The organism is Pantoea sp. BAV 3049 (assembly GCF_009765445.1).
Taxonomy (GTDB): Bacteria; Pseudomonadota; Gammaproteobacteria; order Enterobacterales; family Enterobacteriaceae; genus Erwinia.
Map to the genome: position 1 here is coordinate 2182047 of NZ_WHOY01000031.1, position 15501 is coordinate 2197547.

The 15501-nt window shown below is 56.1% G+C and carries 13 protein-coding genes; 2 read left to right on the forward strand and 11 right to left on the reverse strand.

All coding sequences use genetic code 11. The annotated features are described in order from the left end of the window. Window positions 1-47: 47 nt before the first annotated feature. The 9 genes from GSQ70_RS11090 to GSQ70_RS11130 all read right to left on the reverse strand — a co-directional run bounded on the left by GSQ70_RS11090 (window position 48) and on the right by GSQ70_RS11130 (window position 9491). The gene (locus tag GSQ70_RS11090; RefSeq protein WP_158782590.1) at window positions 48-1136 is read right to left on the reverse strand and encodes a DUF1176 domain-containing protein; all 1089 of its coding nucleotides are present in this window, start codon (window positions 1134-1136) and stop codon (window positions 48-50) included. A 218-nt stretch (window positions 1137-1354) separates the two neighbouring features. Next, complete coding sequence (nudK, locus tag GSQ70_RS11095) at window positions 1355-1936, reverse strand: GDP-mannose pyrophosphatase NudK (protein ID WP_158782591.1); 582 nt, start codon at window positions 1934-1936, stop codon at window positions 1355-1357. 63 nt (window positions 1937-1999) lie between these two features. Next, window positions 2000-3328 carry a M20 family metallopeptidase gene (locus GSQ70_RS11100; RefSeq protein WP_158782592.1) on the reverse strand — a complete coding sequence of 443 codons (1329 nt, stop codon included), beginning with the start codon at window positions 3326-3328 and terminating at the stop codon, window positions 2000-2002. 3 nt (window positions 3329-3331) lie between these two features. Next, entirely contained in the window at window positions 3332-4276 is a 945-nt protein-coding gene (locus tag GSQ70_RS11105) for an ABC transporter permease (RefSeq protein ID WP_158782593.1), read from the reverse strand. After that, window positions 4273-5238: an ABC transporter permease gene (locus GSQ70_RS11110; RefSeq protein WP_233268274.1), complete on the reverse strand. Its 966-nt coding sequence runs from the start codon at window positions 5236-5238 to the stop codon at window positions 4273-4275. Before GSQ70_RS11110 ends, GSQ70_RS11105 begins: the two co-directional genes overlap by 4 nt. A gap of 11 nt (window positions 5239-5249) precedes the next feature. Beyond that, complete coding sequence (locus tag GSQ70_RS11115; protein ID WP_158782594.1) at window positions 5250-6233, reverse strand: autoinducer 2 ABC transporter substrate-binding protein; 984 nt, start codon at window positions 6231-6233, stop codon at window positions 5250-5252. Window positions 6234-6266: 33 nt separating this feature from the next. Beyond that, entirely contained in the window at window positions 6267-7040 is a 774-nt protein-coding gene (locus GSQ70_RS11120; RefSeq protein ID WP_158782595.1) for an ATP-binding cassette domain-containing protein, read from the reverse strand. A 397-nt stretch (window positions 7041-7437) separates the two neighbouring features. Continuing rightward, window positions 7438-8904 carry an L-asparagine permease gene (gene ansP, locus GSQ70_RS11125; RefSeq protein ID WP_158782596.1) on the reverse strand — a complete coding sequence of 489 codons (1467 nt, stop codon included), beginning with the start codon at window positions 8902-8904 and terminating at the stop codon, window positions 7438-7440. Between the two features lie 311 nt (window positions 8905-9215). Beyond that, window positions 9216-9491, reverse strand: coding sequence for a YdgH/BhsA/McbA-like domain containing protein (locus GSQ70_RS11130; protein ID WP_158782597.1), 276 nt, complete (start codon window positions 9489-9491; stop codon window positions 9216-9218). A 345-nt stretch (window positions 9492-9836) separates the two neighbouring features. On the opposite strand from GSQ70_RS11130, the gene narQ reads away from it, so the two are divergent. Together narQ and acrD are read left to right on the forward strand one after the other, a co-directional pair. Next, entirely contained in the window at window positions 9837-11513 is a 1677-nt protein-coding gene (gene narQ / locus GSQ70_RS11135) for a nitrate/nitrite two-component system sensor histidine kinase NarQ (RefSeq protein ID WP_158782598.1), read from the forward strand. Between the two features lie 238 nt (window positions 11514-11751). Beyond that, window positions 11752-14865: a multidrug efflux RND transporter permease AcrD gene (gene acrD, locus GSQ70_RS11140; RefSeq protein WP_158782599.1), complete on the forward strand. Its 3114-nt coding sequence runs from the start codon at window positions 11752-11754 to the stop codon at window positions 14863-14865. Between the two features lie 132 nt (window positions 14866-14997). On the opposite strand, the gene ypfM is transcribed toward acrD, so the two are convergent. Continuing rightward, entirely contained in the window at window positions 14998-15060 is a 63-nt protein-coding gene (ypfM, locus tag GSQ70_RS11145) for a protein YpfM (RefSeq protein ID WP_158785286.1), read from the reverse strand. A gap of 228 nt (window positions 15061-15288) precedes the next feature. Then, window positions 15289-15483 (reverse strand): hypothetical protein, encoded by a 195-nt coding sequence (locus tag GSQ70_RS11150; protein WP_158782600.1) that lies wholly within the window; start codon window positions 15481-15483, stop codon window positions 15289-15291. Window positions 15484-15501 lie beyond the last annotated feature (18 nt).

Here is a 15501-nt window from a genome sequence, read left to right on the forward strand (position 1 = left end):
TCATTTTACTAAAACAACATTCAATATGAGGAGAGAACCCTGTTCATTCAGGGCGTCATCTCGACATTGCCTGCGGGCTGCGACCCGGTGGTATGGCTGGTCCACAATATTGGCCAGTCATCGCTGCCATGCCAGGCGTCACAAGTCTGTTCCTGGGCGTATTCCGCAAGTACAAATTCACGGCCGTTATACTGCCAGCGTGTAGCCACGCCACAATCGCCTAATCCTCTGTCCTTACTAAAGGTCAGCAGTTCGCTCTTGTCCGGATCATAGTCGGCGTTGACCAGCTCCATCTGCTTTTCACTGCGGCCCGTCGGCACAAACGGCAGCGTCAGGGTGATTCCTTTCGCCACGTATGGCTGAGTGCGGGTGACTTCAAACGCCAGATCGATAACGTTGTACGCCCCCATCTCGCAACTCACCAGCAGCAACGCTTTTTCATCACTGAGCGGCGATACGCTGACTTCACGCCGCTGGGGATCAAGCGAACACTCATCGGTATTCACTCGCCATGTGCCAAAGTCAATCAGTCCGGTGGTTTCATCGCGGGTCAGGGGCAGCGGTGGACGGCGCGGGGGAATAATCTCTGGTGCCGCTGGCTCAGGCGGTACATCGCTGGTTACCCGGCTACCTCGTTTGATCCACGCGCTCATGCCGTTCACCCGACCCTGAATATCATCCATCAGCAACAGCGCGGCTTTCAGGCCATGCAGTGAAATGGTCGCGTCAGGGCGATAAAGCAGCTGAATGTTATCGGCGTCCATCACCTGAGCCAGAAACTCGTCGATGGAGATCATATGAGCGGTGGTCAGATTATGCGGTTCCACATCCCAGTGTTTGAGATCCGGTTTCAGTCGCTGCCCATCCAGCAGCAGGTTCTCCTTCAGCGGGGCTCCGCTCAGCTCTCCCGTATAGCGGTTACCGTACTCGATACGCAGCAGCGGACGGTCATTGCTTCCGGCGTGACGGCTGACCGTCATCACCAGACCATTATTCCCGGGAAAGTTACGCGCCACGCAATAGTTCTGGTTGTTACAGGTAATTTGCCAGTCAGAAAAGGTCTTTTGCAACGGCTCAGCGTGCAGCGATACGGCAAAGATCAACAACGCAAAAGGGTATTTCGTCCAGTAAGGCATTGATAACATGGGCCCCGGTGATAAGAAGCGGTAAGCATAGCGTATTGGCTGCTCGCCGACAGCACTTTATCAGAAAACCCGGCGCAACCGCGCATTATTGCACTAAATAATGCTTAGCCAGTAGCTGATATGAGCAATTACGCGATAACATCACTATGCCCACCGGGGGGATTCTGCTCAATCGGATTAGTCGGACACATGGCTGGTTTTCAGGCCTTTTAGCGCTGTTTCAGCCAGCCTTCAATCAGCGCATGCTGCAATAACATGACCGTTTTGCCGTCCCTGATGCGCCCATCTTTCACCATCGCCCACGCCAGCGGAAAAGGGATTTCCATTACATCAATATCTTCATCATCCACACCACCGCCCGCATTGGCGTGCAATGATTCGTTATATTCTGCTGCGAAGAAGTGCACCACCTCGGTCACCCCGCCCGGCGACATATACATCTCATAAATTTTCACCACCTCGCCGACCTGATAGCCGGTCTCTTCAACCGCCTCTTTGCGGATGCAGTCCTCCGGCGAGTCGTCGTCCAGCAACCCGGCACAGGCCTCAATCAGCATCCCGCTCTCATTGCCGTTCACATAAGTGGCGATGCGGAACTGACGGGTGAGGATCACACTATTTTTTTCGCGGTTATACAGCAGGATAGTGGCACCATCACCGCGATCGTAGACTTCGCGCTTGTGGCGGATAGTTGAGCCATCTTTGGCGGTGAGATCGTAGGTGAAATTACGCAGAACGAACCAGTTTTCTGACAGAAGTTTGTTCTTAATCACTTCGATTTTGGCTGACATACAGGCTCCGTTGCATTTTTCTGGAGCCTGTCATCATAAAGCCCGGGCAGGGAGAAAACTATCCTAAACGGGGCCTTGCTGCTCTCCGCTCCAGCGAACAATTGCCAGCGCAATCGCAACGGTGCAGGCCACCAGATCCGCCACCGGCACATGCTCGTTCGGCTGGTGACAAAGCGCCGGATCGCCCGGACCAAAATTGACCGTTGGCGTGCCGAATAACCCCGGCAAACCTATATCACTGTGCGCGCCAAAACCGACCAGTGCAGGTTTCATCGCCGCTTCCGCCATCGCCTGCTGAAAGGTGGTGACAAAGGGATGGTCGGCGGGCACTTCCGCGCAGTCTGCGTCGAGGATCCACTCAATCCGCGCCGGATGTACCCGCAGCCACGGATCGACTTCGCACACTTTCGCCACAAACTCTTCCAGCTCTCGCTTAACGTGACCGCCCAAACCAAACTCATCCTTCTCATGCGGCAGATATTGCACATCGATGATGATCTCCGCGCGACCGGCCAGCGAAGCAGGATGCTCACCCGCGTTCAGCTGAGTGACGATAATCTGATTAGGCAGATTCATCAGTGGATGGTTTTTACGGCGATCGTACTGCCAGCGACGATTAAGGATATCGATAGCATCCAGCATCTGGCGACAGAGCACAATCGCATCCACCGGCCCGCTGGTGTCCCATGAGTTTGGCGTCAGCTCGGCGTGGCCGCCAATGCCTTCCAGCACGATTTTGCCCCACAGCACACCGTGACAGATTGGGGCAATACGATTGGCGGTTGGCTCGGTCATGATCCCGGCATCGGCTTTAAACCCGCGATCGACCATCGCCAGTGACCCCATACCGCCGATCTCCTCGTCTACCACGGTGGTAAAGACCACATCGCCAGCCAGCGGGATATTCAGCTCTTTCAGGAAAGTCAGCGCCATCAGCATACAGGTCACGCCACCTTTCATGTCTACCGAACCACGGCCATAAACAGCCCCCTCTTTCACTACCGGCATAAAGGGATCGGTCTGCCAGTGCTCAGGCGCGCCGGGAGGCACCACATCCACATGACCATTCAACATCATCGACCGTCCGCCACCACTGCCCTTCAGCACGCCGCCAAGGTTTGGTCGTCCCTCAAAAGTGCGGCCCTTGTGCGCCCCTGGTCGCCCCTGATATTTCTCGTACAACGCCGGGCCATTCGGATCCCAGAGATCGGTTTCCATGCCCAGCTCATGCAGTCGCTGCTGCAGGTAGAGCTGACAGTCCCGCTCACCCGGGCCGGCCTGGCGGGGATCGGCTTTTACTATCGATGGGAAGGTGATCAGGTCACATAAGGTTTGCACCAGGCGATCGGTATTGGCCTGCACGTGACTGGCTATTTGATCCGCTAAAGTCATAACTTATCTCCGGTTAGAGGAAAAGCGATCGGCCAGCAGCACGGCGATCAGCAACAACCCGACCACGCCTATCTGCCAGACGGTATTGATGCCGAACTGCAGCATGCTGGTTTTTATCGCCACCAGCAGCAGCGTGGCGGCAAACACCCCCACCACGCCGCCCCGGCCACCAAAGATCGCCATACCACCCAGCAGTGCCGCAGTCAGGGACTCCAGTTCAAGGTTAACGCCGACGTTTGGCCGGGCGCTGCCCAGCCAGGCCAGAGTGATAAATCCGGCGCACCCTGCCAGCGCACCGCACAGGCCGTAAATCAGCAACCGCAGACGACCAACAGGAATGCCAACCAATCTGGCGGAGCGCTCGTTGAAGCCCATCGCGTAGACCCATCGGCCCCAACTGGTGAAATGCAGGATGACCCAGGCGATAACAAAAGCAGGAATAACGCAGTACAGAAAAGGCAGAGGGAACGCTGCAAACACACCCCGGCCCCAGGGCAGGATCTCACGAGGGACGCCGGATTGCGCCGCGCCACCGGTCAGCGCCAGCGCCAGACCCGAATAAGTGTAGAAAGTACCAAGGGTAACGATAAGCGGCCAGATCTTCAGTCGGGCAATCAGCAGTCCGTTAAAAAGACCGAGCAGGAAACCGCACAGCAGGCAAATCAGCGGTAACAGCAGCGGTGGCATCCCGGCGTGCAGCGCCAGCATTCCGGCCACCGCTGACAGCGAGACATTGCCGCCAACGGAAAGATCGATCCCTGCCCCCCCCGCGAGCACCACCAGAGCCTGGCCCAGCGCCACCAGCGCCAGCACCGTGGCAAACTGTAAAATGGTGGTCAGAGTTATGGGATCGAACAGGGTGGGCTGTAAAACCGCCACGATCAGCGCCAGCAGACACCACAGCAGGACCAGCAGGCAGGTCACCAGATGCTTGCGTAAAAAACTCATGCCTGCCCTCTCTTCAGTGAGTTCAGTTGTAGCCTGCCGCGCAAAACCTCAGCACTCAGCACGCCCAGCAGCAACGCACCGGTGACCACGGTTTGCCACAGAGAAGGCACGCCAACCAGCAGCAAACCATTTTGCAGGACGCGCAGTAGCAACACGCCCAGCACCGTGCCGAGAAGGCTGCACTGTCCGCCAGTAATGCGCGTGCCGCCAAGTACCACGGCGGCAATCGCTTCCAGCGCCAGCGTGCTGCCGATGGTCATTTCCACGTTGCGATAAGTCGCGACATAAAACGTCGCCGCCAGTCCGCACAGCAGGCCACTTAACATAAAAGTTATAAACCGCACGCGGGTAACCGGTATGCCGGAGAGGCGGGCTTTCTCTTCCGCATGACCGATAGCCAACAGGTGAGGGCCATAAGCTGTACGGCGTAGCGCCAGCCACACCAGCAGATAAGCCAACACAATCAGCCAGGCCATCAGTGGCAGGCCCAGCAGCCGACCGCCCACCCAGCGGGTCAGCCCGTCCGGCAGGCCGGACAACCACTGTCCGCCGAGCAGGGCAAAAATCGCCGTGCGGTAGACACCATACAACCCCAGCGTGCCGACTATCGCCGGAATGCGCCCCAGCACGACCACGGTCGCAGTCACCGCGCCGGTCAGCAGCCCGATAACCGGACCCGCCATCGCCGCCGCGCCAACAGCATTCGCTCCCAGCAACTGCCCGACGCCCCACGCCGCCAGCCCCATCACCACGCCAACCGAAACATCCACGCCACCCATCGCGAGGATCAACGTCATGCCCAGGCCAATCAGCAGCAGCTCCACGCTGTTACGCAGCACGGTCGCCAGGTTGTCCAGCGTGGCAAACCACGGTGAAGCCAGAGAAAATGCCACGCAGGCCAGCAGACAGACCGCAGCCAGTGTGAATTCACGAGCCGACAGACGCAGCAGATTTCTGATCATTAACGTCCTCATCAGAAGTGATACTGGTCGACGTTTTCTTTGGTAAAGACAGCGGGTGCCCCCAGCAGCAGGATGCCGGTTTTGCTGTCATAGCTGACAGGTTTGGCGAAGCCAGAGACGCTGTTTTCTGCCTGGAACGGTTTACCATCAATCAGCTGTTTACCAGCCCAGACGGTCAGATAGCCGAGCTTTTCCGGATCCCACAGAACGGAGTAGCCAAACGACCCGCTTTTCAGGTAGGCACGGGCGGTGTCCGGGCTGCAGTAACCTGTCCCAATGACCTTGCCGATTTTTCCGGCTGTCTCGATGGCCTGAGCCACGCCCGGACAGGTGGTGGAGGCCACGGCAATAATGCCTTTCAAATCCGGGTTGGATGACATCAGATCGGTGGCAATCTGCGCCGCACGACTGGCGGTGCCACCGGCATACTGTGCAGGCAACAGCGTCACATTGGGATATTTCGCTTTCACGCGCTCCTGCATATAGCCAATCCACGCATTGAGGTTGGAAGCGGTAGCTTCGCCAGAAACGATACCGATTTTGGCGTGGTCACCTACACGCTTTACCATCTCATCAATGATGGTTTCACCCAGTCCCCGGTCGGTAGCCTGGGCCACATATACCGCCCGCCCGCTGTCCGGAGCATCACTGTCGCTGGTGTAAAGTTTCACGCCGCGCGCTTTGGCCTGCTCCACCACCGGTGCCAGGCTGGAGGCATCCAGCACGCTAACCGAAATCGCCTTCACCCCCTGCGCAATCAGGTTCTGCACAATCTGCAGCTGATCCATGGGGTTGGTGTCCACCGGCCCGGAATAGACAAAATCCACCCCGAGATCTTTTGCCGCCTGCTTACCACCCTGCTGCATTGCTCCGAAGTAGGGAATACCGACAATTTGCGGCACAAAAGCTACTTTGGGTTTGTCGGCAGCAACAGAGGCCTGGCTTGCCAGCAGAATGGCACCAGCCAGCACTGAAAGAGTGATGCGTTTGAGCATAGTTTTATCCACCTGGGTCAAATGAACGACCGGTTAGTCACGTTGTTGTTCGATGGCGCGCGCGTCAGGATGCGCACCGGTGATCAGAGAAACGATTTCGTCAGGCGTGGTATCTCCACGCTTTCGTTCGGCAATTTTCCGGCCACGGCGGAACACCACCATGCGGTCAGCCACTTCGAATACGTCGCTAATGTTGTGGCTGATCAACACCACGCCACAGTCACGTTCTGCCAGACGGCGGGTCAGAGAGAGCACTTTGCGGGTCTCCGCCACCGCAAGCGCGGCAGTGGGTTCATCCATAATCACCAGTTGAGCATTGAGGTTCAGCGCCCGGCAAATGGCTACCGCCTGTCGCTGGCCGCCTGAGAGGCTGCCGACCGGCGCTTCCGCATCGGAGATATGCGCATCCAGCTCTTCCAGCAGCTGTTTCACCCGCTGACGCATTGCCTGCACGCGCAAGAAGGGAATGCCCAACACCCGACGCTTCAGCTCGCGCCCCAAGAAGACGTTCTCCGCTATCGACAGGTTTTCAGCCAGTGCCAGCTCCTGATAGATAGTGGCGATACCATAGTCAGAAGCATCCTTAGGCGAGGAGAACCTGACCGGCGCTCCGGAGACAATCAGCTCCCCTTCCGTCGCGCTGTAGGCCCCGGAGAGCACTTTGGTAAAGGTGGATTTACCGGCACCGTTATCACCAAGCAGGGCCAACACTTCTCCACGGCGGATGTCGAGACTGACGCCGTTCAGCGCCGTCAGCGCACCGAAACGCTTGGTTATGTTGTTGGCTGAAACCAGCACATCTCCCATAACGAACTCCCTGATGGAGGCATTTCAAAAGAAAGTAAACCGGTTTACCCAGCAAAGAGGAGCGGGCTGGCCGGAAGAAGGTATTACAGAATTATTAAGCAGGCCGCGTGCCAGTTCGGTGGGATGAAGACAGGTAAAAAAGCTAGCTGGCTGAAATATCAACACTAATTTATGAATGTGCGGGTAAACCGGTTAACTCGCGATCTGGCGGATTTTTCCTGAAAAATCAATGTTGCGTTATTATTGTGCAGAATTGCGCCAGATTGAGGCAGCACCAGGGCTGGGCTGGGACAACGTTTTCGGGGTGGCTGAAGTGACAAAAAAAGCGGCCAGCAGGGGCCGCTTGTTTATAAACTCAATACGCCGGGAACGAAGCGGCCTTGAGCTTTCTGCGCCGTTATTTGCTCAACTCTTCTGCATGTTCCTGCTCGGTTTGCGCAACTGCGTGAACACGCTTACGCACGCCAAACCAGCCGAGGATCAGGATCACCGCAATCAGTGGCACAGAAGCAATTGTGTAAGTGCCGTTCGGATAATCCAGCGCCATCAGCACCAGCACGCTGGCCAGGAACAGCAGCGTCAGCCACGACGTAAACGGCGCCCACGGCAGCTTAAAGCTGACATCCTCGGCTTTGCCTTCTTTGATCGCTTTACGCAGGCGCATCTGGCAGACCACGATAAAGCCCCATGAAGAGATGATGCCGAGTGAAGCCACGTTCAGTACGATTTCGAACACGCGCGAGGGTACGATGTAATTCAGCCAGACGCCGATAACGTAGACGCCGATAGTGACCAGAATCCCCATATAAGGCACCTGCTGGCCGCTCATCTTCGACATGAACTTCGGCGCGGAGCCGCCCATCGACATGGAGCGCAGGATACGGCCGGTTGAGTAAAGGCCGGAGTTAAGACTGGAGAGCGCCGCACTCAGCACCACGATATTCATGATGCTGCCAACGTAAGGCACGCCCAGCTTGGAGAAGAAGGTCACAAACGGGCTCTGACCAGCCTGATAGGCATTCCACGGCAGCAGCAGCACCAGCAGCACCACAGAGCCGACGTAGAACAGGCCGATACGCCAGATCACGCTGTTAATTGCTTTCGGCAACATGGTTTTCGGGTCTTTACATTCGCCAGCCGCCGTGCCGACCAGTTCGATAGAGGCAAAGGCGAAGACTACCCCCTGAACCAGCACCAGCGCCGGTAACAGCCCATGCGGGAAGAAACCGCCATTATCGGTAATCAGGTGGAAGCCGGTGGTGTTACCGTCCAGCGGTTTACCGGTGCCGAGGAACACCACACCGACGATCAGGAAGATCGCGATCGCCAGCACTTTAATCAGCGCGAACCAGAACTCCATCTCGGCGAACCACTTCACGCCGATCATGTTCATGGTGCCCACAATGGCCAGCGCCCCCAGGGCGAAGACCCACTGCGGAACGTCGCCAAAAGCGCCCCAGTAGTGCATATACAGCGCCACGGCGGTGATATCGACAATGCCGGTCATTGCCCAGTTAACGAAGTACATCCAGCCTGCCACATAGGAGGCTTTCTCGCCGAGGAATTCACGGGCGTAAGAGACGAAGCTGCCGCTGGAGGGACGGTGCAACACCAGTTCACCCAAAGCACGCAGTATAAAGAAAGAGAAGATGCCACAGACTAAATAGACGATTGCCAGGGCCGGGCCGGCAATCTGCAGGCGCGCGCCTGCACCGAGGAACAGACCCGTACCAATCGCACCGCCGATAGCAATCATCTGAACGTGACGATTGTCCATTGCTTTGTGATAGCCGGAATCATGAGAATTTAACCAACGTCTTCTTGCGGCGCGTTTGTCTGCGACCGCCTTTTTATCAGCTTTCATTTTCTATCCTATTATCCTGTCCACAGTGATACGGCTACCCTTCCCGGGCACCCTGGTTTACCTGCACCAACCAAACGTTTGCGTATCAGCACAAATATCTGGGCAAGCCCCCTCTTCCTGTAGTTATATTCTTGACGGAAGCGGGTAAATTGCGGCGATGCATCCTAACCGTTCTCCAATCCTGACGCAAAAACTCTGTGGAGGAAATCGTGAGGTTTTGTAATTTTTGCCGGGCGGCGCAAAAAAAAACCGACCACCAGAGGCGGTCGGTTTACTCAGGGACTACATGCTACACAGGAGTGGAGATAAATTTAGCGGTAAATCTCTGCGGTTCCGCTCCACAAGCTTGAGTCGCCCGGGTTGTCAGCACCGATGATGCGGTAGTGGGAAGCCCCCATTTCATCGGCTTTTTGAGCCAGATGGCGGGTGGCATCATCAAGAGAACCTTTCACTCCTGAAACGGATACGGTTCCCATTTCCTGCAGGTTCTGGCTTTGATCCTGATTGACCTGAGTGGCAGCCAGAGCTGAGAAAGAAGTGGCGGCAACAAAGGCAGCGGCAATAAGAGTAGGTAATTTCATGTTCATAGGATGCTCCTCGTCGAATCGGTTTTTTTTAATTCGTTACGGGATTTATTATGACCAGACTAATGAAAAACTGGGTGCGGAGAAGGTAAAAGCGTTAAAGGATTGTGAAGCGAATGAGGAGAAGCTGTAAGAAGTGTCAATGAAAGTTACATTTTATTGTGGGTGTAACATGATGTGAACAAAAGCGCTAACTTCATTGCCTAATGGCTACTTTATCGACGAAAAAGCATGGCATCAAGCGATTTACCGCACGTTTTTGACCTTCATCAACAGAGCCTGTGCCTGCCAGGCGTCCGGGCCCGCGGAGCATGTATACTCTGGCTCCCCTACGAGAGGATGAAATGGATGTTAAAACGCTCTGTTACCAGCAGTCTGGCCCGCGCCCTGTTTGCCATCGTGGTGCTTTCGGTGCTCGCTTCCGCTCTGGCCCTGCTGACACTGTCAGCCAGCCTGCGTGATGCCGAGGCCATCAATATTGCTGGATCTTTAAGGATGCAGAGCTACCGGCTGGCCTGGGATGCTAACACCGGCTCCACTGACCTGCCGCAGGACATCCGCAATTATCAGCAGTCGGTCAATGCACCGGCTTTGCGTGCATTACAACGGGACTATGTTCCCGACAGCGTAAAAGAGCGCTATCAGGCGCTGCAGCTTTCATGGCAAAAATTGCAGCCCGATCTGCTGGCGGGCAATACGCTGCACTACCAGCAGCAGGTATCCCATTATGTCGCGCAGATCGATCACTTTGTGCTGGCGCTCCAGCACTGGGCCGAGCTGAAGATGAAGCTGGTCGCGGGTGCCAGCCTGCTGGGGTTTATTGCCATTGCCGCGCTGGTCTTCTGGACGCTGCGGCTGGTGCGCCAGCAGGTCGTCACACCGCTGAACCAGCTGGTGCTGGCCAGCCATGAAATTGAGCGAGCCAACTTTAAATACGGTCTGCTGAATACCGCGTTGCCCAACGAGCTGGGCGTGCTGGCGCAGGCGTTTACTCATATGTCTGGCGAGCTGGAAAAACATTACGTCTATCTTGAGCAGGCAGTAAAAGAAAAAACCAGCGATTTGCAGCAGGCTAACCGCAGGCTGGCACTGTTGTACCGCTGCTCCCAGATGCTGACCAGCCCGCTCAATAGCGGACGGGCTTATCCTCAGGTTCTGGAGCAGGCGCTGGAACATGCCGATCTCTATGCCATCGAACTGCACGCTCCGCCACAGTGTCAGATCGCTGCGGGCAAAGTTATCGACCATCTGGAGTGGAGAAGCCTGCCGCTGGATGCCGCCTCCGGCAGTCAGGCAGGAGAGTTGCGCTGGCAGGCGCTATACACCGAACCCCAGCTGATGCAGGGGCTGGCGAGTATGCTGACCCGCGCGCTGCAGTTGGATCGTGCCGAGCAGAAAGTCCGTCATCTGCTGCTGATGGAGGAACGTGCCACCATTGCCCGTGAGCTGCACGACTCACTGGCTCAGTCGCTGGTCTATCTGCGCATTCAGATGACGCGGCTGAAACGGGTGGTCAGCAACGATGCCTCACCCGCTCAGGATATTGTCGGCGAAATCGATCGGGCGCTGACAGAAGCGAACCGTCAGCTGCGGGAGCTGTTGACCACCTTCCGGTTATCCATTGAACCGGCCGACCTCGGCACCGCATTGCAGCAGGTAGTGACCCAGCTGCGCCCACAAACAGAAGCAGAAATCCTGCTGGCAGGCAGTCCGTCGCAGCAGCATTTCACAGCCCAGCAGCAGGTGCATATTCTGCAGATAGCGCGGGAAGCGCTGCTCAATGCCATCCGCCACGCCGGCGCTTCACAGATTATTGTGCACTACGATCGGGCAGCTAACGGCGATAATCTGATAGAAATCAAGGATAACGGACTGGGGCTTCAGCCCCCGCACGAGCGTGCGGGTCACTATGGTCTGGCGATTATGCATGAGCGGGCGAAGAGCCTGAACGGTCAGCTGAACATCGCTTCAAATCCGGGCAGCGGAACCGTGGTCACCCTGCAATTTCCGCCAGGTGAAGTTTAAAAGCGTAATGTGATGATTTAGCGACATTTCGCCTCACGAAGCCCGACGAATTGGCACGATAATTTACATATTCTCCTCAATTTCTCCACGATTATTCAATGTCTGGCAGGTAAAGTGAAGCAATGCCAAAGCATATTGAATAAATTACAAAAATTTGTTTCGGCCTGATCATTGGAATTCGCGCACCAGGAAGGGATGCGCATTCATTTCCCGATAAATTGCCTGGAGTTTATATTCAATGGCGAATTTTTTTATCGATCGCCCGATCTTTGCCTGGGTGATAGCGATATTGCTTTGCCTGACCGGCACACTGGCTATCTTCTCGCTTCCCGTTGAGCAGTATCCCGAACTCGCGCCACCCAATGTGCGTATCACCGCGAACTACCCCGGCGCCTCTGCTGAAACCCTGGAAAATACCGTGACTCAGGTGATCGAGCAGAATATGACCGGCATCGATAATCTGATGTACATGTCCTCCCAGAGCAGTAACACCGGACAGGCCACCATCACCCTGACTTTTGTCGCCGGAACCAACCCGGATGAAGCTCGTCAGCAGGTGCAAAATCAGCTGCAAACCGCCCTGCGTAAACTGCCACAGGACGTGCAGTCTCAGGGAGTGACGGTCACCAAAACCGGGGACACTAACATTCTGATGGTGGCGTTCGTTTCCACCGATGGCAGCATGGATAAGCAGGATATCTCTGACTATGTTGCCAGTAACGTGCAGGACCCGCTCAGCCGCATTGACGGTGTGGGCCAGGTGGATGCTTACGGCTCGCAGTATGCAATGCGCATCTGGCTCGATCCCAACAAGATGATCAACTACGCGGTGACCACTTCGGACGTGGTCAGCGCAATTGAGTCACAGAACAGCCAGGTCGCGGTCGGGCAGCTGGGCGGGCTGCCTTCGGTGAACAAACAGGCGCTGAATGCGACCATCAATTCACAGTCGCTGCTGAACACACCCGAGCAGTTCCGTAATATCACGCTGCGTGTTAACCAGGACGGTTCAGAGGTCAAACTCAGTGACGTGGCGGATGTTGCGCTGGGCGCAGAGAAGTATGACTTCCTGAGCCAGTATAACGGTCAGGCTGCTTCTGGTCTTGGTATCAAGCTGGCTTCCGGTGCCAACGAGCTGCAAACCGACAAACTTGTCCGGGCACGAATTGCGGAGCTTTCCCAGTATTTCCCGCACGGTCTGAAAGCAGAAATCGCTTACGAAACCACACCGTTTGTTACCGCCTCCATTGAGGACGTGGTGAAAACGCTGATCGAAGCGGTGATCCTGGTGTTTGTGGTGATGTATCTGTTCCTGCAGAACTTCCGCGCCACGCTGATCCCGACTATCGCCGTTCCCGTGGTGCTGCTTGGCACCTTCGCTATCCTTTCCGCCTGCGGCTTCAGTATCAACACCCTGACCATGTTCGCGATGGTGCTGGCTATCGGCCTGCTGGTGGATGACGCCATCGTGGTGGTGGAAAACGTCGAGCGAATAATGAGTGAAGAGGGCCTGTCGCCCAGGGAGGCGACGCGCAAATCAATGGGGCAAATCCAGGGCGCACTGGTCGGGATCGCGCTGGTACTTTCTGCAGTATTTATTCCGATGGCCTTCTTCGGCGGCACAACCGGCGCTATCTACCGCCAGTTCTCCATCACGATCGTTTCGGCCATGGTGCTGTCGGTGCTGGTAGCGATGATCCTTACCCCTGCCCTGTGCGCCACGCTGCTTAAACCACTGCCCCAGGGCCATCATCACGGTCGCCACGGCTTTTTCGGCTGGTTTAACCGGACGTTCAACAACAATGCCGAGCGTTACGAGCGCGGCGTCAGCAAAATTCTGGCAAAAGCGGGACGCTGGCTGCTGCTATATATGCTGATTATCGGCGGCATGGCCTTCCTGTTCCTGCATCTGCCAACCTCCTTCCTGCCGCTGGAAGACCGGGGCGTCTTCACCACTCAGGTGCAGCTGCCGCCTGGCTCGACACTGCAACAGACCAATCAGGTGGTGAACAAAGTTGAGCAGTATTATCTGACTAAAGAGAAAGATAACGTGCTGTCGGTGTTTTCCACGATCGGGGCAGGTCCGGGCGGTAACGGCCAGAACGTGGCGCGTATGTTTGTGCGCCTTAAAGACTGGGGCGACCGTCCGGGCGCGGAGAACACTTCCTTTGCCATTATCGAGCGGGCAACCAAAGCCTTCCGCAAAATTAAGGAAGGGCGCGTGATTGCCAGCAGTCCTCCGGCGATCACCGGTCTGGGCAACTCGGCAGGCTTCGATATGGAGCTGCAGGATCATGCCGGACTGGGTCACGATGCGCTGATGAAGGCGCGTGATGAGCTGCTGGCGAAGGCGGAGAGCAACCCTTCGCTGGCCCGCGTGCGTCACAACGGACTGGATGACACCCCGCAGCTGCGCATCAATGTTGATCAGCACAAAGCGCAGGCGCTGGGCGTGTCGATCGATGATATCAACAACACGCTGCAAACTGGCTGGGGCTCGACCTACGTCAACGATTTCCTTGACCGCGGCCGGGTTAAGAAGGTCTACGTGCAGGCGGCGGCAAAGTACCGCATGCTGCCGGATGACATCAGCAAATGGTATGTGCGTAACAACGGCGGCGGCATGGTGCCCTTCTCCGCCTTCGCCACCAGCAGCTGGGAAACAGGTTCGCCGCGTCTGGAGCGTTATAACGGTTATTCCGCAGTGGAAATTGTCGGTGAGTCCGCACAGGGCATCAGTACCGGCACAGCGATGGATGTTATGGAAAAAATCGTCAGCCAGATGCCGACCGGTTTTGGCCTGCAGTGGACCGGCGCTTCCTACCAGGAACGCATGACCGGTTCGCAGGCTCCGGCGCTGTACGCCATCTCGCTGCTGGTAGTCTTCCTGTGCCTCGCCGCGCTGTATGAGAGCTGGTCAATTCCGTTCTCGGTAATGCTGGTAGTGCCGCTGGGCGTGGTCGGTGCGCTGGTGGCAACCTGGGTGCGTGGGCTGGAGAACGACGTCTACTTCCAGGTCGGACTGCTAACGGTGATCGGCCTGTCGGCGAAGAATGCCATCCTGATTGTGGAATTTGCCAACGAGATGAACAGCAAGGGTCGCGACCTGCTGGAAGCGACGCTGGAAGCCTCCCGTCAGCGTCTGCGCCCGATTCTGATGACCTCGCTGGCGTTTATCTTCGGCGTGCTGCCAATGGCGATCAGCAACGGTGCAGGCTCAAGCAGCCAGCATGCGGTAGGAACTGGGGTAATGGGCGGGATGATTTCGGCCACCGTGCTGGCGATCTTCTTCGTGCCATTGTTCTTCGTGCTGGTGCGCCAGCGCTTCCCGGTTAAGGACAAACCGATATAACAAGTCAGACTGCCTGTGGGCGGTCTCCGCTCACAGAAATGAATAAAGGCAGCCGGAGGGCTGCCTTTAATTATTCAGGATACTGGTGTAAAGCATTTTGATGTGGTCGCCAGGCTTTTCTTTATGAATGTGTTATTTGCGAGCTAACATTGCTTCGATAAAGTCTTTCCAGTTCCCCAGTTCTAAATCAATCATAAATCACCTCTCGTTATTGTGGGTCTATTATAGGATTAATCTTAATGCAAAGTGAACATGTTTCGTCCACATAGAGGTATCGGCAAAGCCAGTAAAAACTGTAATTGCGGGCTGGCGCACAGTTCACGGGTTATGATTTCTAAGGGAATTAATAGCAGATTGATGATTGGGGGCCAAAGCATTTCAGGCAGATCAAGGGGGCATTGCGCCCCCTCGTCACATCCGGTGTTATTTCAGAACGATCACTTTATCGTAGCCGCCACTCTCACTGTCGATATGGGTTTTGGCATCCGGGTGCTCGGCCAGCACCGCCTCAACAATGTGGTTGAACTCATCGCAGCGGCTTTTTTTCTTACGGGCGATCACAATCATTGACTGGGTCTCTTCAACCGTATGGGCGGAAGACGCTTTCAAATAGTTCATATTGTCCCTCCTTATCGC

Excerpts from the sequence above, each read along its gene's own strand:
- GSQ70_RS11090 (WP_158782590.1), bottom strand. The coding sequence starts at position 1,136 with ATGCCTTACTGGACGAAATACCCTTTTGCGTTGTTGATCTTTGCCGTA.
- nudK (WP_158782591.1), bottom strand. The coding sequence starts at position 1,936 with ATGTCAGCCAAAATCGAAGTGATTAAGAACAAACTTCTGTCAGAAAAC.
- GSQ70_RS11100 (WP_158782592.1), bottom strand. The coding sequence starts at position 3,328 with ATGACTTTAGCGGATCAAATAGCCAGTCACGTGCAGGCCAATACCGAT.
- GSQ70_RS11105 (WP_158782593.1), bottom strand. The coding sequence starts at position 4,276 with ATGAGTTTTTTACGCAAGCATCTGGTGACCTGCCTGCTGGTCCTGCTG.
- GSQ70_RS11110 (WP_233268274.1), bottom strand. The coding sequence starts at position 5,238 with ATGATCAGAAATCTGCTGCGTCTGTCGGCTCGTGAATTCACACTGGCT.
- GSQ70_RS11115 (WP_158782594.1), bottom strand. The coding sequence starts at position 6,233 with ATGCTCAAACGCATCACTCTTTCAGTGCTGGCTGGTGCCATTCTGCTG.
- GSQ70_RS11120 (WP_158782595.1), bottom strand. The coding sequence starts at position 7,040 with ATGGGAGATGTGCTGGTTTCAGCCAACAACATAACCAAGCGTTTCGGT.
- ansP (WP_158782596.1), bottom strand. The coding sequence starts at position 8,904 with ATGAAAGCTGATAAAAAGGCGGTCGCAGACAAACGCGCCGCAAGAAGA.
- GSQ70_RS11130 (WP_158782597.1), bottom strand. The coding sequence starts at position 9,491 with ATGAACATGAAATTACCTACTCTTATTGCCGCTGCCTTTGTTGCCGCC.
- narQ (WP_158782598.1), top strand. The coding sequence starts at position 9,837 with ATGTTAAAACGCTCTGTTACCAGCAGTCTGGCCCGCGCCCTGTTTGCC.
- acrD (WP_158782599.1), top strand. The coding sequence starts at position 11,752 with ATGGCGAATTTTTTTATCGATCGCCCGATCTTTGCCTGGGTGATAGCG.
- GSQ70_RS11150 (WP_158782600.1), bottom strand. The coding sequence starts at position 15,483 with ATGAACTATTTGAAAGCGTCTTCCGCCCATACGGTTGAAGAGACCCAG.